The organism is Amycolatopsis keratiniphila subsp. keratiniphila, from assembly GCF_001620365.2.
In the GTDB taxonomy this organism is placed as follows: Bacteria; Actinomycetota; Actinomycetes; order Mycobacteriales; family Pseudonocardiaceae; genus Amycolatopsis; species Amycolatopsis keratiniphila.
Window position 1 is genome coordinate 145205 of sequence record NZ_LQMT02000032.1, and the last position, 18157, is coordinate 163361.

Annotated in this window: 16 protein-coding genes; 4 read left to right on the forward strand and 12 right to left on the reverse strand. The window is 71.2% G+C overall.

The window, feature by feature from the left end; all coding sequences use genetic code 11:
- Positions 1–4 precede the first annotated feature (4 nt).
- The 4 genes from ribH to rpe form a co-directional block, all read right to left on the reverse strand.
- Entirely contained in the window at positions 5–511 is a 507-nt protein-coding gene (gene ribH, locus AVR91_RS30525; protein WP_016333121.1) for a 6,7-dimethyl-8-ribityllumazine synthase, read from the reverse strand.
- A complete protein-coding gene (locus tag AVR91_RS30530; RefSeq protein ID WP_016333120.1) occupies positions 508–1782 on the reverse strand; it encodes a bifunctional 3,4-dihydroxy-2-butanone-4-phosphate synthase/GTP cyclohydrolase II in 1275 nt (424 codons plus the stop codon). The genes ribH and AVR91_RS30530 overlap by 4 nt, the downstream gene beginning before the upstream one ends.
- A 56-nt stretch (positions 1783–1838) precedes the next feature.
- Positions 1839–2462 (reverse strand): riboflavin synthase, encoded by a 624-nt coding sequence (locus AVR91_RS30535; RefSeq protein WP_063276249.1) that lies wholly within the window; start codon positions 2460–2462, stop codon positions 1839–1841.
- A 112-nt stretch (positions 2463–2574) separates the two neighbouring features.
- The gene (gene rpe / locus AVR91_RS30540) at positions 2575–3243 is read right to left on the reverse strand and encodes a ribulose-phosphate 3-epimerase (RefSeq protein ID WP_016333118.1); all 669 of its coding nucleotides are present in this window, start codon (positions 3241–3243) and stop codon (positions 2575–2577) included.
- A gap of 145 nt (positions 3244–3388) precedes the next feature.
- Between rpe and AVR91_RS30545 the strand changes: the two genes are divergently transcribed.
- The 3 genes from AVR91_RS30545 to AVR91_RS30555 all read left to right on the forward strand — a co-directional run bounded on the left by AVR91_RS30545 (position 3389) and on the right by AVR91_RS30555 (position 6478).
- Positions 3389–4624: a sensor histidine kinase gene (locus AVR91_RS30545; RefSeq protein WP_063276250.1), complete on the forward strand. Its 1236-nt coding sequence runs from the start codon at positions 3389–3391 to the stop codon at positions 4622–4624.
- Positions 4621–5280 (forward strand): response regulator transcription factor, encoded by a 660-nt coding sequence (locus AVR91_RS30550; RefSeq protein WP_063276251.1) that lies wholly within the window; start codon positions 4621–4623, stop codon positions 5278–5280. Before AVR91_RS30545 ends, AVR91_RS30550 begins: the two co-directional genes overlap by 4 nt.
- 82 nt (positions 5281–5362) lie before the next feature.
- Complete coding sequence (locus tag AVR91_RS30555; protein ID WP_063276252.1) at positions 5363–6478, forward strand: serine hydrolase domain-containing protein; 1116 nt, start codon at positions 5363–5365, stop codon at positions 6476–6478.
- On the opposite strand, the gene AVR91_RS30560 is transcribed toward AVR91_RS30555, so the two are convergent.
- The 4 genes from AVR91_RS30560 to ggt all read right to left on the reverse strand — a co-directional run bounded on the left by AVR91_RS30560 (position 6475) and on the right by ggt (position 11357).
- Entirely contained in the window at positions 6475–6981 is a 507-nt protein-coding gene (locus tag AVR91_RS30560; RefSeq protein WP_063276253.1) for a flavoprotein, read from the reverse strand. The two genes, AVR91_RS30555 and AVR91_RS30560, sit on opposite strands and share 4 nt — an antisense overlap.
- Positions 6978–8414 (reverse strand): RsmB/NOP family class I SAM-dependent RNA methyltransferase, encoded by a 1437-nt coding sequence (locus tag AVR91_RS30565; RefSeq protein ID WP_143254156.1) that lies wholly within the window; start codon positions 8412–8414, stop codon positions 6978–6980. Before AVR91_RS30565 ends, AVR91_RS30560 begins: the two co-directional genes overlap by 4 nt.
- Positions 8411–9337, reverse strand: a complete 927-nt coding sequence (gene fmt, locus AVR91_RS30570; RefSeq protein WP_063276254.1) for a methionyl-tRNA formyltransferase — start codon at positions 9335–9337, stop codon at positions 8411–8413. The genes AVR91_RS30565 and fmt overlap by 4 nt, the downstream gene beginning before the upstream one ends.
- Positions 9338–9545: 208 nt before the next feature.
- Positions 9546–11357 carry a gamma-glutamyltransferase gene (gene ggt, locus AVR91_RS30575; RefSeq protein WP_063276255.1) on the reverse strand — a complete coding sequence of 604 codons (1812 nt, stop codon included), beginning with the start codon at positions 11355–11357 and terminating at the stop codon, positions 9546–9548.
- A gap of 97 nt (positions 11358–11454) precedes the next feature.
- On the opposite strand from ggt, the gene AVR91_RS30580 reads away from it, so the two are divergent.
- A complete protein-coding gene (locus AVR91_RS30580; protein WP_076857467.1) occupies positions 11455–12834 on the forward strand; it encodes a hypothetical protein in 1380 nt (459 codons plus the stop codon).
- Between the two features lie 9 nt (positions 12835–12843).
- Here the strand turns inward: AVR91_RS30580 and AVR91_RS30585 are convergent, their stop codons facing one another.
- From AVR91_RS30585 to rpoZ, 4 genes are all read right to left on the reverse strand, one after another.
- The gene (locus AVR91_RS30585) at positions 12844–14934 is read right to left on the reverse strand and encodes a primosomal protein N' (RefSeq protein WP_063276257.1); all 2091 of its coding nucleotides are present in this window, start codon (positions 14932–14934) and stop codon (positions 12844–12846) included.
- 417 nt (positions 14935–15351) lie between these two features.
- Complete coding sequence (metK, locus tag AVR91_RS30590; protein ID WP_063276268.1) at positions 15352–16554, reverse strand: methionine adenosyltransferase; 1203 nt, start codon at positions 16552–16554, stop codon at positions 15352–15354.
- Positions 16555–16650: 96 nt separating this feature from the next.
- Positions 16651–17871: a bifunctional phosphopantothenoylcysteine decarboxylase/phosphopantothenate--cysteine ligase CoaBC gene (gene coaBC, locus AVR91_RS30595; protein WP_076857469.1), complete on the reverse strand. Its 1221-nt coding sequence runs from the start codon at positions 17869–17871 to the stop codon at positions 16651–16653.
- Complete coding sequence (gene rpoZ, locus AVR91_RS30600; protein WP_005152353.1) at positions 17864–18133, reverse strand: DNA-directed RNA polymerase subunit omega; 270 nt, start codon at positions 18131–18133, stop codon at positions 17864–17866. Before rpoZ ends, coaBC begins: the two co-directional genes overlap by 8 nt.
- Between the last annotated feature and the right edge of the window lie 24 nt (positions 18134–18157).

Sequence of the window (18157 nt, forward strand, 5' to 3'; positions counted from 1 at the left end):
ACGCTCACACGAATCCCCGCTCGGTCCACGGCTGGCGCAGGTTCCGCAGCGCGTGCGCGGCGTCCAGCGCGGCGACCGTCGCTTCGTAGCCCTTGTCCTCGACCGAACCGGGCAGACCCGACCGGTCGAGGGCCTGCTGCTCGGTGTCGCAGGTGAGGACGCCGTTGCCGACCGGAGTGCTCTCGTCGAGCGCGACCCTGGTCAGGCCCGCGGTGACCGCGTCGCAGACGTACTCGAAATGCGGCGTCCCGCCCCGGATCACCACACCCAGCGCGACGACCGCGTCGTGCGTGCGGGCCAGCGCCTGCGCGGCGACGGGCAGTTCGACGGCGCCCGCGACGCGCACGACCGTCGGCTCCTCCTCCAGGTCGGCCACCTTGGCCGCCTCGAGGGCGCGTTCCAGCAGGGCACCGGTGATCTTCGTGTGCCAGCGCGTGGCCACGATCCCGAGCCGGATGTTCTTACAGTCGGACAGGTCGAGTTCGACGTCCGGACGGCCTTCGCCGCTCACCGCGTGCCACCTCCGTTGCCCTGGTCGACCTCGGCGCCGACCTGGTCGAAATGCTCCAGCTGGGACAGGTCGTGCCCCATCCGGTCCCGTTTGGTCTTGAGGTAGCGCAGGTTCTCCGGATTCGGCGAGATCGGCAGCGACACCCGGCCGCTGACCCGCAGGCCGTAGCCCTCCAGCCCGACGCGCTTGGCCGGGTTGTTCGTCAGCAGCCTCATCGAGCGGACACCGAGGTCGCACAGGATCTGCGCGCCGGTGCCGTAGTCCCGCGCGTCGGCGGGGACGCCGAGCTGCAGGTTCGCGTCGACGGTGTCCGCGCCGGCGTCCTGCAGCTGGTAGGCCTGCAGTTTGTGCAGCAGCCCGATACCGCGGCCCTCGTGGCCGCGGATGTAGAGCACGACGCCGCGGCCTTCCTTGGCCACCGCTTCCAGCGCGGCCTCCAGCTGCGGGCCGCAGTCGCAGCGCAGCGAGCCGAAGACGTCACCGGTCAGGCACTCGGAGTGCACGCGGACCAGGATGTCCTCGCCGTCGCCGATCTCGCCGTAGACGAACGCGATGTGTTCGATGCCGTCGAGCAGGCTGTCGTACCCGACCGCGCGGAAGGTACCCGCCGAGAGCGGGATCCGCGCCTCGGCGACCCGCTCGACCTGCTTCTCGGTGCGCCGCCGGTACGCGATCAGGTCGGCGATGGTGATCATCTTGAGGTCGTGGTCCGCGGCGAAGACCTCGAGTTCGTCGCGGCGGGCCATGTCACCCTCGTCCTTCTGCGACACGATCTCGCAGAGCACGCCCGACGGCGAAAGGCCGGCCAGCCGGGCCAGGTCGACGGAGGCTTCGGTGTGCCCCGGTCGCCGCAGGACGCCACCCTGCTTGGCGCGCAGCGGGACCACGTGGCCGGGCCGCCGGAAGTCCGACGCCTTGGACGCCGGGTCGGCGAGCAGCCGGACGGTGTGCGACCGGTCGGCCGCGGAGATGCCGGTGGTGATGCCCTCGGCGGCGTCCACCGTGACGCTGTACGCGGTGCCGCGCTGGTCCTGGTTCGTGTGGTACATCGGCGGCAGGTCGAGCCGGTCCGCCTCGTCCTCGGTCAGCGCCACGCAGACGTAACCCGAGGTGTAGCGCACCATGAAGGCCATCAGTTCCGGCGTGGCCTTCTCCGCCGCGAAGATCAGGTCGCCCTCGTTCTCGCGGTCCTCGTCGTCCACCACGACGACCGGGCGGCCCGCCTTGATGTCGGCGATCGCCGCCTCGATGGCATCGGCGTTCACGGCCACCACCCCGCCCGCACAGGGGGTCAGATCGGCCGACCCCGGAATCGCACTCGTCTCGCTCACGCCCGCTCCTCCGTACCGCCATTGTCCCCCTGCTCGCGCAGGTGCGGCATGGCCAGCTTCTCGACGTACTTGGCGACCACGTCCACCTCGAGGTTCACCAGGTCACCCGGGGTGTTCCGGCCGAGCGTGGTGAGTTCGAGGGTGGTCGGGATCAGGGCGACGGAGAACTCCTCGTCGGTCACCGAAGCGACCGTGAGGGAGACGCCGTCGACCGCGATCGACCCCTTCTCGACGACGTACCGGGACAGCTTCTTCGGCAGCGCGAACGTGGTGAGTCCCTGCTCGTCGCGTTTGAGGAAGACGCCGGTGCCGTCGACATGGCCCTGCATGATGTGCCCGCCGAGCCTGCCGCCCGCCGGCGTCGCGCGTTCGAGGTTGACGACGTCGCCGACGTGCACCTTCGCGAGGCTGGAGCGCTGCAGGGTCTCGTGCACGACATCGACGGTAAACTCACCGCCCGCCACCGCGACCACGGTGAGGCACACGCCACTCACCGCGATGGAGTCGCCGTGTCCGGCGTCGCTGGTCACCAGCGGCCCCCGAACGGTCAGTCTCGCGGCGTTCGGGACCTGCTCGACCGCGGTGACCTCGCCGAGTTCCTCGACAATGCCGGTGAACACTCCTGCTGCCCTCCTCCTGGCTCGCACCGCCGCTGGGAACGGTGCTCCCCTCATCCAACACCCATCGGGGCCGATTCCTTCTCCTGACCCGACGGCGGATCACGAGGCGGGATCAGCCGCGGACGCGCGCCGCCTGCTCGCGAAGCGCCGCGACGGCCTTACCAGGGTCTTCGGCGCCGTAGACGGCGGAACCGGCCACGAAGCAGTCCACCCCGGCCTCGGCGGCCTGCTCGATGGTGTCGGCGTTGATCCCGCCGTCGATCTCGACGACGAGCTTGAGGTGGCCGGTGTCGACCAGGCGCCGCGCGGTGCGGACCTTGTCGAGGACGCCCTCGATGAACGACTGGCCGCCGAAACCGGGCTCGACCGACATCACCAGGAGCGTGTCGTAGTGCTTGAGGGTTTCGAGGTGGTCCTCGATCGGCGTGTTCGGCTTGATCGACAGACCGGCCTTCGCCCCGGCGGCACGCAGGTTCTTCGCCAGCGCGATCGGGTCGTGCGCGGCCTCGACGTGCACGGTGACGTTGTAGGCGCCCGCTTCGGCGTACCCGATGGCCCACTTGTCGGGGTTCTCGATCATCAGGTGGCAGTCGATGGGGACGTCGGTGGCCTTGAGCAGCGACTGCACGACCGGCAGGCCCAGGGTCAGGTTCGGCACGAAGTGCGCGTCCATGACGTCGACGTGGACCCAGTCCGCGCGGGTCTCCCCCTCCCCCGCGACAGCGCGGATCTCGTCGCCGAGCCGGGCGAAGTCCGCGGACAGGATGCTGGGTGCGATCAAAGGTCGGTGAGCCACGCGCCCGAGTGTAGGAGGGCGCCGCTAACGCCCGCTAACCGGCTGTGACCGGCGACCCGGTCTGGAGTATGACGCGAAATGGCACCGCAGTGGGAGGTGCGCGCACGCACCGCCGAATAGCGTTCCCTTCATGGTCAAACCACTCAAGCCCCTCGTGCGGATCGGCAGTTACCGCAGCGTCCCGTTCGGACTCCTCGGCATGGCGATGACGGCGATCCCGTTCCCGATCGCGCTCATCCCCGCCGTCCTCCTCCCGGGTGACGTGTGGGCGAAGCTGATCTACGGCGTGCTCGCCATGGCCGTGCTCGTCGTGCTGGCCGGGTTGCCGGGACCGATGCGCCGGGTCGGTATCTGGTTCTCCAACCAGATGCTGGGCACCCGGATCGCGCAGCCCCCACCGCATACGAAGGTCGCGTGGGCGGAGCGCGGGCGTTCGGCGGCCTGGCTGCTCGCGCACACCGCGCTCGGCTGGGTGCTCTTCGGCCTCGGCTGTTTCCTGATGCTCGGCTTCGTGTTCGCCATCGTGTGGGCGGGAGGCGGCGGCAGCCCCATCGAGTTCTTCGGGGAACGGCTGACGATCGAACCGGGCACCGGTGGACTGTGGACACTGCCGATCGCCCTGGTCACGCTCGTCGTCATCGCCTACGTGCTCGCCGGTTTCAGCAAGCTTTTCCAGTACACCGCGGTCGCCCTGCTGGGCCCGTCCGCCGCCGAGCGTGTCGCCGCCGCGGAAGTCCGCGCGAACCACTTCGAGCAGCGCAACCGGCTGGCCCGCGAACTGCACGACTCCATCGGGCACACGCTGACGACGTCGACCATCCAGGCCGCCGCGGCCGCCGAACTGGTCGATTCCGAACCGCAGCTGGTGCGCCGGGCGCTGGGCACCATCGAGGAGTCTTCGAGGGCTGCGCTCGAAGATCTCGACCACGTGCTCGGCCTGCTGCGGGACGACCGGTCGTCCCGTGAGCCCGAACGGCGTCTCATCGAGGCCGGGACGCTGGCCGAACGCGCCCGCGCGGGCGGCGCGGTGATCGACTACGAGCTGACCGGCCCGGCCGCCGAACTGCCCGCGACCCTTTCGCGGGAGGCGTACCGGATCGTCCAAGAAGGACTGACGAACGCGTTGCGGCACGCCCACCCGGGCCCGGTGACCGTGCGGGTCGCGGTACTCGCCGACGCGCTGCGGATCGAGATCGTGAATCCGCTCATGGAGCACGCGGCCGCCTCCGGCCGCGGCGGCAACGGACTGCCGGGGCTCACCGAACGGGTCGAGGCCCTGCGAGGGGAGCTCGTCGCGGGCCCCGCCATCGACGGGGAACCGTTGTGGCGGCTGGTGACCACGATCCCGCTACGGTCGCACTCATGACCTTGCGTGTCCTGATCGTCGACGACGAACCCTTGCTGCGAGCCGGATTGCGCTCCCTGCTGGACAACCAGCCCGATCTGACCGTGGTCGGCGAGGCGGGCGACGGCGACGAGGTGGTCGACCTGGTGCGGCGGACGCATCCCGAGGTGGTCCTGATGGACGTGCGCATGCCCGGGGTGGACGGGATCGAGGCGACCCGGCGGGTGCTCGCCGAGATCCCCGACCCGCCCAAGGTCCTCGTGATCACGACGTTCGACAACGACGACTACGTCTACGACGCGCTGCTGGCCGGGGCGAGCGGGTTCCTGTTGAAGCGGGCGCGCAAGGAGGAGTTCGCGCACGCCATCCGGACGATCGCCGCCGGGGAGACCCTGCTGTTCCCCGACGCGATCCGCCGGATGGTCACCGCGCGCCCGGCGCCGTCCGGCCTCGCTCCCCGCCCGTCGTCGCTGACGAAACGGGAGACCGAGGTGCTGCGGCTCATCGCCACCGGTAAATCCAATGTGGACATCGCGGCCGAGCTCGTCATCAGTCTCGAAACCGTCAAGACCCATGTGGGCAACATCTTCGGGAAACTGGGCGCGGCCAACCGGAGCCAGGCGGTGGTGTTCGCCTACGAAACCGGCATCGTCGCGCCGGGGCACAGCCTGCGCTGAGCGGCGTGGTGGGGCAAACCTCAGTATGAGCTTGGGGTACACCCCATGGTCACCGCGCCCGAGCGTCCCTAGCGTGGAATCCATGCGAAAATCCTTGCCAGGCAAGAAGATCATCGCCGTCGGCTCCCTGGTCGCGCTGCTCGCCGCGACGACCGCCACGCCGGCGCTGGCCGTGACCCATCCGCGGGACGAAGTCGACAAGGCGCTGAAAACGCTGGTGCAGGACGGCGTCCCCGGCGCGCAGGCGACCGTGTCGGGCCCGTCCGGGCGGACGTGGTCGGAACGCGAAGGCGTCGGGAACGTCGAGACCGGGACACCGTTCCCGCACGGCTCGAAGTTCCGGGCGGCCAGCATCACCAAGACCTTCGTCGCGGTCGTGGTCCTGCAGCTGGTCGCCGAGGGGAAGGTGCGGCTGGACGCGCCGATCGACCGCTACCTGCCCGGTCTCGTCCACGGGAACGGCAACGACGGCACCAAGATCACCGTCCGGCAGCTGCTGCAGCACACCAGCGGGATCTACAACTACCTCCGAGACCTCGACCTCGAAGAGTGGCGCCATCGCGGCGCCGAACCCGAAGAGCTGGTGGCGATCGGGCTCGCGCATCCGCCGTTGTTCGCCCCCGGCACGGACTGGTCGTACTCCAACACGAACTACATCATCGCCGGGATGCTGATCGAGAAGCTCACCGGTCGTTCCGTCGCCGGCGAGATCCGGAGCAGGATCACCGGACCGCTGGGCCTGCGCGACACCTCACTGCCCTCGCGCGGCGACGAAAACCTGCCGTATCCGCACGCCAGGGGCTACGGGCCCGGCCCCACCGACTACACCGAATTCGATCCCTCGGCCGCCGGGGCCTCCGGCGGGCTCATCTCGACCGGCGCGGACCTGAACCGGTTCTACGGAGCGCTCGTCGACGGTCGTCTCCTGCCGCGCGCGCAGCTGGCGGAGATGCAGCGGACCGTTCCGGCGCCCGTCGGGCTCCCCGGCGCGGAGTACGGCCTCGGGATCGCGTCCGTCCCGCTGTCGTGCGGCGGCAGGTTCTGGGGGCACGGCGGGAACATCGTCGGCTACGCGAACCTGTCCGGCGCCGTCCCGCACGGCAGGCGGGTGAACGTCGTGGTGAACCTGAATCCCGCGCCGCCCAAGGTGGCCGACGACCTCGCCAAGGCGCTCGACACGGGGTTCTGCGCCCGCTAAACCGGCGGCAGCAGGTCCAGCACGGAGGTCCACGAGGCCTCCGGGCTTAGCCTCGTGGTGGTGACCCCGGCCGAGGCGAGCGTGTCGAGATGGCGCCGCCACGCCGGATGGTGGATCCGTGTGTCCTGGATCTGGTAGCCCAGCACGATCGTGATGCCCGGTGTGCCGAGGACGTCGCCGAGCAGGGTCAGCGCCTGGTTGTCGGCGATGCCCAGCGCCAGTTTCGCCACGGAGTTGGCGGACGCGGGCGCGAAGAGGAACACCCCGGGATCCGGATGCGGCCGGGGTTCGCCCGGCAGCCGGGAGGTACTGCGGACCGGCAGCCCGGTGAGCTTCTCCAGGTCACCGAGCCTGCCGGTCGTCTCCAGCCAGCGGGCCGCGGTGGGGGTCAGCGTGATCGCGAGCTCCCAGCCGCGGTCGGCGGCCGGTTTCGCGAGCTGCGCGGCGAACCGGGTGTCCAGTCCGCCGCACGAGCTCGCGACCAGGCCGAGGACCCTGCTCACCCGGCGGGGTCCGGCTTCCGCAGGACGGCGCAGAACATCGCGTCGGTGCCGTGGCGATGCGGCCACAGCTGGACGTACGGGCCGTCGCCGAGCTGCGGGACGCCGGGGAAGAACTCCCGCGCGTCGACGATCTGGGCGCCGGCGCGGCGCGCGGTCTCCCCCACGACGCCTTCGGTCTCGGCCAGATGCGGCGAGCAGACGACGTAGGTGACGATGCCGCCGGGGCGGACCAGGTCGAGCGCCGCGGTGATCAGCTGGCCCTGCAGTTTCGTCAGGTCCGAGATGTCGCTGGGCTGACGGCGCCAGCGTGCCTCGGGACGGCGCCGCAGCGAGCCGAGACCGCTGCACGGCGCGTCGACGAGGACGCGGTCGTAGCCCGGCTCGAGACCGGTCTCGCGGCCGTCGGCGACGTGCACGGTCACCGGCAGGTCCTGGACGGCCTTCTCGATCAGCTTCGCCCGGTGCGGGGCCTTCTCGACGGCGTCGACGGTCGCGCCGGCGGCCACCGCCAGCGCGCCGAGCAGCGCGGCCTTGCCACCCGGGCCGGCGCACAGGTCCAGCCATCGCACGTCGGTGCCGGAGACCGGGACCCTCGTGACGGCGTAGGCGCACAGCTGGCTGCCCTCGTCCTGCACCGCGGCCAGCTTTTCCTTGATCGGCTCGAGGTCGCCGGGGTCGCCGGAGCCCGCGGGCAGCCGGACGCCGTAGGGCGAGTACGGCGCGACGTCGCCACCGGTGATGGCGGCCAGCTCCTCGGCGCTGATCTCGCCGGGCCGGGCGACCAGGTGGACGTCGGGGCGGTCGTCGTCGGCCTCCAGGGCCGCCTTCAGCTCCGCTCCCTTGTCCCCCAACGCTTCCGCGAACGACCGCGCGACCCAGCGCGGATGCGCCGTCCGCAGGGCGTAGGCGCCGATCGGGTCGGCGGCCTCGTCGGGGGCCAGTTCGTTCAGCCAGGTCTCTTCGTCCTTTTCGGACACCGAGCGCAGCACGGCGTTGACGAAACCCGCGATCCAGGAACCGACTTCGGCGCGGACGAGGTCCACAGTGGACCCGACGGCGGCGTGCTGGGGGATGCGGGTGCGCAGCAGCTGGTACGCGCCGAGCCGCAGCCCGTCCAGCACGACGGCGTCCACCTTGGCCAGCGGCCGGTCGAGGCAGGCCTCGATGACGGCGTCCAGCATGCCCACCGCGCGGCAGGTGCCGTAGGTCAGCTCGGTGGCCAGCGCGGCGTCGCGGCCGGAGATCCGGCGGTTGCGCAGCAGTTGCGGCAGCACCAGGTTCGCGTACGCGTCGTCTTCGCGGACGGCGCGCAGGACGTCGAAGGCGACCTGACGAGCCGGGTCGATCTGCGGCGGGCGGCTGGGCCCTTCCTTGCGCGGGGCCGGACGGCCTCGCTGCGGCCTCGACGGCCGGCGTTCCCTACGCTCGTTCACTGCAGGCGCTCTCCTTGTTCGATCCTCATACCGCGCGCCCAGTCGGTGGCCGCCATCCGCTTCTTCCCCTGCGCCTGCACCTCGCCCAGCCGCACCGGCTTCGACGCCGTGCCGACCAGCACCCGCTTGCGCTCCACGACCAGTTCGCCGGGCGGGGGCCCCGGCTCGTCGACGATCGTCACCGGGCCGAGTTTCAGCCGCTCGCCCCGGAATTCCGCCCACGCGCCCGGCTCCGGCGTGACCGCGCGGATCTGTCGGTCGACCGCGGCGGCCGGGTCGGCGAACGACACGCGCGCGTCCTCGACGGTCACCTTGGGCGCGTAGCTCACGCCGTCGCCGGTCTGCGCGACCGCGCGCAGCGAACCGTCGGCGATTCCGTCCATCGTGGACACGAGCAGCTTCGCCCCGGACTCCGCCAGCCTGCCGAGCAGCTCGCCGGCGGTGTCGGTATCGGCGATCTGCTCGGTGACCACGCCGTAGACCGGGCCCGCGTCGAGTTCCTTGACGATGCGGAACGTCGAGGCGCCGGTGATCTCGTCCCCGGCGCGGATCGCGGCCTGGACCGGCGCGGCGCCACGCCACGCGGGCAGCAGCGAGAAGTGCAGGTTGACCCAGCCGTGCGCCGGGATGTCCAGCGCGGCCTGGGGCAGCAGCGCCCCGTACGCGACCACCGGGCACGCGTCGGGCGCGATCTCCGCGAGCCGGGCGAGGAACGCGGGGTCGCTCGCCTTCGGCGGGGTCAGCACCTCGATCCCGTGCTCGTCGGCCAGCGCGCCGATCGGCGACCGGACGACCCGGCGGCCGCGGCCCGCCTGTGCGTCCGGACGGGTCACGACGGCGACGACCTCGTGCTGCTCGGACGCCAGCAGCGCGCGCAGCGACGGGACCGCGGGTTCGGGGGTACCGGCGAAGACGAGGCGCATCAACGCACCTCCGCCGGGGGGACGGGTACCTCTGACTGGGCGAACATCGCCGCTCAGTCTAGAAGGAGCTCACCACCCCGGCGCGCTCGCTCTCCCTCTGCGGTGCGGCGGCTGCAATGAACGGTCCTTTCCTTGCAAATTTCGCAAGGAAAGGACCGTTCCTAGCACGCGAGAGAGCTGTAAGAGGCCTTCGCGAGCGAAGTCGTCCTTAACGCGGCGGCCAGGGCAGCACGACGGCCGCCGAGCCACCTCCCCGGCGCGTGGGTTCGGCCGCCGCGAGCCACCGGCCGTCCTTCAGCCGTTCGACGCCGGTCGCCGCCCCGATCTCCGCGGGTGCCGTCGAGAAGCCCTGCCCCTTGGCCTTCAGCGCCGCGAGCACCTCGGTCTGGTCCAGGAACGCCTGCTCCACCTGCGCGGCCGCGGAGTTCCGCTGCGAGGCGCGCGGTTCGGCGATCGCGTCGACCAGCTTCAGCCCGCGGTCGATGCGGCCGGTGAGGATCTGCAGCACCGTGGTGATGATCGACGCGCCACCGGGCGAGCCGACGGCGAGGAACGGCTTGCCGTGATCGAGCACGATGGTCGGCGCCATCGACGAACGCGGCCGCTTCGCCGGGCCCGGCAGGTTCGGGTCGGGCACGCCCGGCGTCACCGGGGTGAAGGAGAAGTCGGTCAGTTCGTTGTTGAGCAGGAAGCCGCGGCCCGGCACGACGATGCCGCTCCCGCCCTCCTGCTCGATGGTCAGCGTGTAGGCGACGACGTTGCCCCACCGGTCGGCGACCGTGAGGTGCGTGGTGTTCTCGCCCTCGTACGGGGTCGGCGCGGGGTTCGTCCCGGCCACGCACGGCGTGGGCTTGCGCGGATCCGCCGGCGCGACCGGGCTGGTCCCGGCCTTCGCGGGGTCGATCAGGCACGCGCGGCTGTCGGCGAACTTCTGGCTGATCAGTTCCTTCGCCGGGACGTCGACGAAGGCCGGGTCGCCGATCCACCGGTTGCGGTCGGCGAAGGCGTACCGGGTCGACTCCAGGAAGTAGTGCAGATAGTCGGCCTTCTCCAGCTTCGAGAGCTTCGTGTTCTCGAGGATGTTCAGCGCCTCGCCGACGGTCAGCCCGCCGGACGACGGCGCGGGCATGCCGTAGACGTCGAGACCGCGGTACTTGGTCTTCGTCGGCTTCCGCTCGACAACGCGGTACTTCGCGAGGTCGGCGGCGGTCATGTCACCGGGACGCACCTTCAGCGTCGACGCGGGGTCGACCGGCGGCTTCCGCACCGTGTCGACGACGTCCGCGCCGATCGGGCCGCGGTAGAGCACGTCGGTGCCCTTCGCGGCCAGCTGCGCGTACGTGCCCGCGAGGTCCGGGTTCTTGAACGTCGAGCCGACCGCGGGCGGCGCGCCGCCGGGCAGGTACAGCGACCGGGTGGACGGGAACGCCGAGAAGCGGGCGGCGTTGTTCGCGATCTGGGTGTTGAAGGTCTGGTCGACGGTGAAACCCTTGCGTGCGAGTTCTTCGGCGGGCTTGACCGCCTTCGCCAGCGACTTGGTCCCCCATTTGCGCAGGGCTTCCTGCCAGGTGGCGGGTGTGCCGGGAACGCCGACGCCCAGTCCGCTGGTGACGGCCTCGGCGAACGGGATCGCCTTGCCGTTCTCGACGAACAGGTTCTCGTCCGCGGTCGACGGGGCGGTCTCGCGGCCGTCGAGGGTGTGCACCTTGCCGGAGCGCGCGTCGTAGTAGACGAAGAAGCCGCCACCGCCGAATCCGGCGGAGAACGGGTCGGTGACGCCGAGCGCGGCGGCCGTCGCGACGGCCGCGTCGACGGCGTTGCCGCCCTCGCGCAGGATCTTCGTGCCGATCGCGGTCGCGTCCGCGTCGATGCTCGACACCGCGCCCAGATAGCCGACGGCGGTGGGCGATTTGGGTGTCGGTGGCGCTGCCGCCGCCATCCCCGGTGCGGCGGTGCCGACCAGGACGGCGATCGCGGTGACTGCGGTGATGCGTACCGGAGTTCTTCTGTGCGCGGCCATGGCGCGAGTCTGCCCCGCCTGTCCACCCCGGACAAGACCCGCCGAGACCTGCGTTCGTCGGTGGTGCGGCCCTGGCGGGATGAGCAGAATGCGGGCCATGAAGACTCCCGGCAGGCGGTGGGGCGCCTTCCTCCCGCTGCTCATCGCTCTTCCCGTCCTCGCTGTCCCCGGTGTCGCGCAGGCAGAAGGCGCTAGCGCCTGCTTCGACGACTCCGCCGCGATCACCGTCGAGGAGAAGCGGCTCACCGCGACCATGCCTTCGGGTGGTCCGGCGGTCGGCCCGGAACTCGTCCGGCTCGCCGGATTCGACAAGCTCGTCTCCGACTTCACGACACGTCTCTGCGCCACGAAGACCGCCTTGCGGGCCGAGAAGCTCGCCGAGACCGCTGGTGACGGGCTCTGGCGCACCGCGGTCGACCGCGCGCAGGGCCGCCGTCCCGATCTCGGCAGTATCGACAAGGCCGACGACCGGCCGCTCTACTGGGCCCGTCTCCAGATGAGCAAGGCGTTGCGGCAGTGGACGCCGCGGTTCCCGCTGTCCGCGCCCGCCCGGGCGGAGCTGCTGAAGACGTTCGATTTCGGCGCGCGGGGGCTCGACGACTCCCGTTTCCCCGCCGGCCCGAAGCTGCGCAGGGTGCTGGTGAGCGGTTTCGACCCGTTCACCCTCAACGGCGCGGGCGTCCGCATCGCGAACCCGTCGGGTGCGGCGGCGCTGCATCTCGACGGCAAGACGATCCAGACGCCGACCGGGCCCGCGCTGGTGCAGGCCGTGTCGTTCCCGGTGGTGTGGAGCTACTTCGACGCCGGCATCGTCGAGTCGGCCTACGGTCAGGCGTTCACGGACCGGTTCCGCCGTCCGGAGCTGATCATGACGATCAGTCAGGGGCGCCCCGGCCGCTTCGACATCGAGCGGTGGGCGGGTGCCTGGCGCGGTGGTTTTCCGGACAACCTCGACGAGCCCGTTCGCGGCCAGGTCCCGCCCGCCGACGGCTGGCCGCAGCCGGACGTCCAGTTCATCGAAACCACGCTGCCGCACGAAAAGATGCTCGCCGCGCCCGCCGGGGCGTACCAGGTGCTGTACAACGAGGCGTTCTGCGTCTGGCCGGACAGCACGAAACCGGGCACGGGGACCGCGGTATGCCGGACGGACGCGCCGAAACCGGGCGAGATCGCCGCTTCGGGCGGGGGCGGCAACTATCTGTCGAACGAGTCCATGTATCGCAGCAACCGGCTCCGGACGGGCCTCGGCCTGACCGGGATCGCGGGCGGGCACCTGCACACGCCCGTCCTCGGTACGCCCGCAGATCCTTCGGCCCTGACCGACGCCGATTTCGAGGCACGGCGGGCGGCGATCTCCTCGCAGATCGTCACCCTGCTCACCGCCGCCCTGGGCGGCTCCGCCACGAAGCCCGCTTCGCCCGCCCCAGGCGCTTCGGCCCGTGCCGACGTCCTCGCGACCCCCGGCACGACCCTCTGACCCCACGCGCTAGATGAGTTCCAGCGGGTCCAGCTGGATCCGGATGGGCTCGGACGCCTTACGCGCGTCCCGGCGGGCGGCCGCGGCGTGGACGGCGGCCGCGAGCGCCTTCCCGTCCGGCCGCGCGACACGCACCAGCGCCCGCTCCCGTTCGGCGTTGCCGTCCTCGTCGACCTCGCCGAGCGGCACCGGGCCCAGCACCTCGCCGGTCTCCGGGAGGGCCAGGTCGTCGAGCAGTCCGGCGACCGCGTCCGGCGTGCCTTCGATACTCGCCATCCGCATCGCGGGCGGGAACCCGAGTTCGCGCCGCTCGGCGAGTTCGAGGCTCGCGTGCCAGCCCGGGTCCCAGCGCACCAGCGCCTGCACCACCGAAAGGCCCGCTTCCGCGCCGACGAACACGCGGCCGCCTTCGGTCCCGGGCCGCACCAGCGCCGCCGCCGCCATCCAGCGGCGCAGGGTCTCCTCCCCCGCGCGCAGGTCCTGCCGCCCCAGCAGCGCCCAGCCGTCCAGCAGCAGCGCCGCGCCGTAGCCGCCTTCCGCGACCGGCTCGGCGCCCGGCGTGCACACCACCAGCGCCGGTTTTCCGGGCACTGAAGCCAAAACCTCCGTCGCGCCCGACGTCCGCACGGGGAACCCGGAGAACGCGCGGCCCAGTTCCTCCGCCGTGCGCTTCGACCCGACGACGACCGCCCGCAGCCGCACCGAACCGCAAGCCGCGCAATGGAAGTTCGTCTCGGGGACGCCGCACCACCGGCAGGCGGGCGGCCTCGGCGCGCCGTCGATCAGCCCGCCCGGCAGGGAAAGCGGACCGGCGCAACGACGGCAGTGCGCCGACGTCCGGCAGTTGCCGCAGGCGAGCCCCGGGACGTACCCGCGACGCGGAACCTGCACCAGCACGGGGAATCCGCCGGCCAGCGACTGCCGCGCCGCCTCGAAGGCGACCGACGGGAGCCGCGCGGCCTTGGCCGCTTCGTCCCGGGCGACGTCGAAGTCCTCGCCGACCGGAGTGACCCGCGGCGCCGCCGCCCGCAGTTCCGGCCGGGCGGCCACGAGAGGCTGCGCCCAGCCCGATTCCACCAGGAACTGCGCCTCCGCGGTGCGCGCGAAACCGGCGACGAGCATGGAGCCCTTCGCGGCGTGCGCGCGATCCATCAGCACGTCGCGGACGTGCGGATACGGCGCGTGCTGGTCGAGGTGGACGTCGTCGCCGTCGTCCCACACCACGAACAGGCCTGGATCGGCGACCGGCGCGAACATCGCCGCGCGTGTGCCGACGACGACGCGCACCGCGCCGCGCAGCACCGCGAGCCAGCGGCGATACCGCTCGGCCGGCCCGAGCCCCGCGATCAACGCGACCACGGATTCGGGGCCCAGCAAGGAAACGCACGCGTCGTGCAGCCGGGTCAGGTCACGATGGTCGGGCACGACCATGACCACACCCCGGCCCGCCGAAGCCGCGACGGCGGCCGCTTCGGCGAGGCGGCGCGGCCAGTCCTCCCCCGGCAGCGCCTGCCAGACCGCGTTGGCCGGACGCCGTTCGGCGACGGCCTCCAGGAACGCCGGACCGCTCTGGTACTTCTCCCAGGCGGTGGTTTCGGGCGGTTCCGGCGTCGGCGCGGGCTCGGCGGGCGGTTCGCCCTCGGCCTTCGCGTGCCGGGACGGGATCGCGAGCCGCAGGACGTCGCTGAGCGTGCCGCCGTAGCGGTCCGCGACAGACCGGCAGAGCGCGAGCAGCGCCGGGGGCAGCACGGGCTCGCTGGAGGTCACCCTGTCGATGTACGCGAGCTTCCCGGTGAACTCCGTGGTGTCGGCGCGCTCGACGAGGTACCCGTCGACGAGCTGACCGGCGAACCGGACCCGCACCCGGCAGCCGGGAACGGCGGCTTCGTGCAGCTTCTCGGGGATGCGGTAGTCGAAGGTGCGGTCGAGATGGGTGAGCGGGATGTCCACGACGATCCGCGCGACCGGGTTCTCGGGCGCGGGGTTCTGCGCCCCACGACGGCTGGCCATTTTCGCGCGCGCCGGTTTGGCCTTCCGCGCGGGCTCGGCCTTCGGCTCCGGAAGGTCCCACAGAGGGGTCGGTTCGGGACTGCTGCTCACCCGGTGATCTCTACCAGACGGTGTCGCCAGTGCCCGCCACCGCGTGCAATGAACGGTCCGTTCCTTGCAAATTTCGCAAGTAACGGACCGTTCATTGCACGCACTGCTGGAGCCATCTCGCTGTGGAGTGCCGTGAAGGACCTCCCGAGTACATGAAGGCCCCCTTCCTTGCGCCTAGGTACAGGAAGGGGGCCTTCATGTACCTCCGGCAAGCGGAGACGCGCCAGCACCACGCAGACCGGGGTCTCAAGCTGGCGGCCTCGCGTGGTTGAAGGGACGACACGTGTGATCCGGCGGACGACACGCGTGACTGGATGGACGACACACGCGCAACAGGGCTCCGACCCCAAGACGCCGTGAAGGCCTCCTTCCCTACCCTCAAGGTAGGCAAGGAGGCCTTCACGGAACGGAACGGGATCAGGCGCCCGCGGCCGACTTCAGGTCCGCGGCCCGCGCCGTGCTCTCCCACGGGAGCGCCAGCTCGGGACGGCCGAAGTGGCCGTACGCGGCCGTCGGCGCGTAGATCGGGCGAAGCAGGTCGAGGTCGCGGATGATCGCGGCCGGGCGCAGGTCGAAGACCTCCGTGATGGCGGCCTGGATCTTCGTCGGGTCGACCGTCTCGGTGCCGAAGGTCTCGACGAAGAGGCCCACCGGGGCCGCCTTGCCGATCGCGTACGCGACCTGGACCTCGGCGCGGGCGGCGAGCCCGGCGGCGACGACGTTCTTCGCCACCCAGCGCATCGCGTACGCGGCCGAGCGGTCCACCTTGGAGGGGTCCTTGCCCGAGAACGCGCCGCCACCGTGGCGGGCCATGCCGCCGTAGGTGTCGACGATGATCTTGCGGCCGGTCAGGCCCGCGTCGCCCATCGGCCCGCCGATGACGAAGCGGCCGGTCGGGTTGACCAGCAGCCGCACGTCGGAGGTGTCGAGCCCGAGGTCCGCGATCTCCGGGGCGACCACGTGCTCGCGGACGTCGACGCCGAGCATCTGCTCCAGGTCGATGCCGTCCGCGTGCTGGGTGGACACGACCACCGTGTCGAGCCGCACCGGCTGGTCGCCCGCGTACTCGATGGTGACCTGGGTCTTGCCGTCCGGGCGCAGGTACGGCAGCACGCCGTCCTTGCGGACCCGGGTCAGCCGCTGCGAGAGCCGGTGCGCCAGCGCGATCGGCAGCGGCATCAGCTCGGGGGTGTCCGAGCAGGCGTAGCCGAACATCAGGCCCTGGTCGCCCGCGCCCTGGCGGTTGATCTCGTCCTCGTCGGATTCCACACGGGACTCGTACGCGGTGTCGACACCCTGCGCGATGTCCGGCGACTGGGAGCCGATCGCGACGTTGACGCCGCACGAGTTGCCGTCGAAGCCCTTGGCCGACGAGTCGTAGCCGATCTTCAGGATCACGTCGCGGACGATGGTCGGGATATCCGCGTAAGCCTCGGTGGTCACCTCGCCGGCGACGTGCACCTGCCCGGTGGTGATGAGGGTTTCGACCGCCACCCGGCTGCGCGGGTCCTTGGCCAGCAGACCGTCCAGGATCGAGTCGCTGATGGCATCGCAAATTTTGTCGGGATGACCCTCAGTCACCGATTCCGATGTGAACAGTCTGCTCGTGGACGCGGTCACGGTGCCCGTCACTCCCTCACCTAGACGTCTGATGCCTAGAAAGTTAGGCACCCCTCAGCTCGAACTCAAGCCTACTGACTATCGCTTTGGGGGCTCTCAACGCTTCATCAAGGTCACAACAGCATCCCACAATGTGGACGCGAGTTCTGCCTTGGCGCCAAGCGGGATCGGGATCTCGGTGCCGTCGGCCCCGAGCAGCCAGCCCGAGTTGTCCTCGGTCCCGAAGGCCTTCCCTTCACCGACGGCGTTCACCACCAGCAGATCCGCGCCCTTGCGCTTGAGTTTGACCCTGGCGTGGTCGAGGACGCCACCCTTATCGTCCCCTGTTTCGGCGGCGAAACCGACGACCACCTGCCCCTGGGCGCGATTCCGCACCAGCTCGGCCAGGATGTCCGCGTTGCGGGCGAGCTCGACGACGGGATCCGGCGCGTCGTCGGACTTCTTGATCTTGTGGTCGGCCCGGTTCGCAGGCCGGAAGTCGGCGACGGCGGCGGCCATCACGAGGACGTCGGCGGAGGCGGCCTCGGCGTGCATGGCCTGGCGCATCTCCTCGGCGGTCGACACGTGGACGACCTTCGCGCCCGCGGGCTCCGGCAGCGCCACGGTGTGCGCGGTGACCAGGGTGACCTCGGCGCCGCGCTGGGCGGCGACGCGGGCCAGCGCGTACCCCTGTTTGCCGGACGAGCGGTTGCCCAAGTACCTGACCGGGTCCAGCGGCTCACGGGTGCCACCGGCCGAAATGGCCACGCGCACGCCTTCGAGGTCGCGCGGGAGGGCCTTCGGCACGGCGAGCAGGAGCCGGGCGAGGTCGACGATCTCGGCGGGGTCGGCGAGCCGTCCCTTGCCGGTGTCCTTGCCGGTCAGCCTGCCGGCGGCGGGTTCGGCGACGACCAGGCCGCGCGAACGCAGCAGCGCCACGTTGTCGCGGGTGGCCGGGTGCTCCCACATCTCGGTGTGCATCGCCGGGAAGAAGGCGACCGGGCACCGGGCGGTGAGCAGGGTGTTCGTCAGCAGGTCGTCCGCGATGCCGTGCGCGGCCTTGGCGAGCAGGTTCGCCGTGGCGGGCACGACGATCACCAGGTCGGCTTCCTTGCCCACGCGGACGTGCTGGACCTCGGGCACTTCGGTGAACACGCCGGTGTGCACCGGGTTCCCGGACAGTGCCTCGAAGGTGGCCGCGCCGACGAAGTTCAGCGCGGCTTCGGTGGGGACCACGCGGACGTCGTGACCGGATTCGGTCAGTCCGCGCAGGACCTCACAGGCCTTGTAGGCGGCGATCCCGCCACCCACGCCCAGAACGACGCGAGGTTTATTCACCCTCGGTGTGCTCGAGCAGACCGCCGTGGATCTCGCGCAGGGCGATGGACAGCGGCTTCTCGCGCGGGCCCGGCTCGACCAGCGGGCCGACGTACTCCAGGAGACCCTCGCCCAGCTGGGCGTAGTAGTCGTTGATCTGGCGAGCGCGCTTGGCCGAGTAGATCACCAGCGCGTACTTCGAGCTGACCTTCTCGAGGAGGTCGTCGATGGGCGGGTTGGTGATGCCTTCGAGCTCTTCGTGCAGCGTGGCCTGAGTCGTCACTCGTGGTGCTCCGAATCTTCGGGT

Excerpts from the sequence above, each read along its gene's own strand:
- AVR91_RS30550 (WP_063276251.1), top strand. The coding sequence starts at position 4,621 with ATGACCTTGCGTGTCCTGATCGTCGACGACGAACCCTTGCTGCGAGCC.
- AVR91_RS30580 (WP_076857467.1), top strand. The coding sequence starts at position 11,455 with ATGAAGACTCCCGGCAGGCGGTGGGGCGCCTTCCTCCCGCTGCTCATC.
- AVR91_RS30545 (WP_063276250.1), top strand. The coding sequence starts at position 3,389 with ATGGTCAAACCACTCAAGCCCCTCGTGCGGATCGGCAGTTACCGCAGC.
- ggt (WP_063276255.1), bottom strand. The coding sequence starts at position 11,357 with ATGGCCGCGCACAGAAGAACTCCGGTACGCATCACCGCAGTCACCGCG.
- AVR91_RS30555 (WP_063276252.1), top strand. The coding sequence starts at position 5,363 with ATGCGAAAATCCTTGCCAGGCAAGAAGATCATCGCCGTCGGCTCCCTG.
- fmt (WP_063276254.1), bottom strand. The coding sequence starts at position 9,337 with ATGCGCCTCGTCTTCGCCGGTACCCCCGAACCCGCGGTCCCGTCGCTG.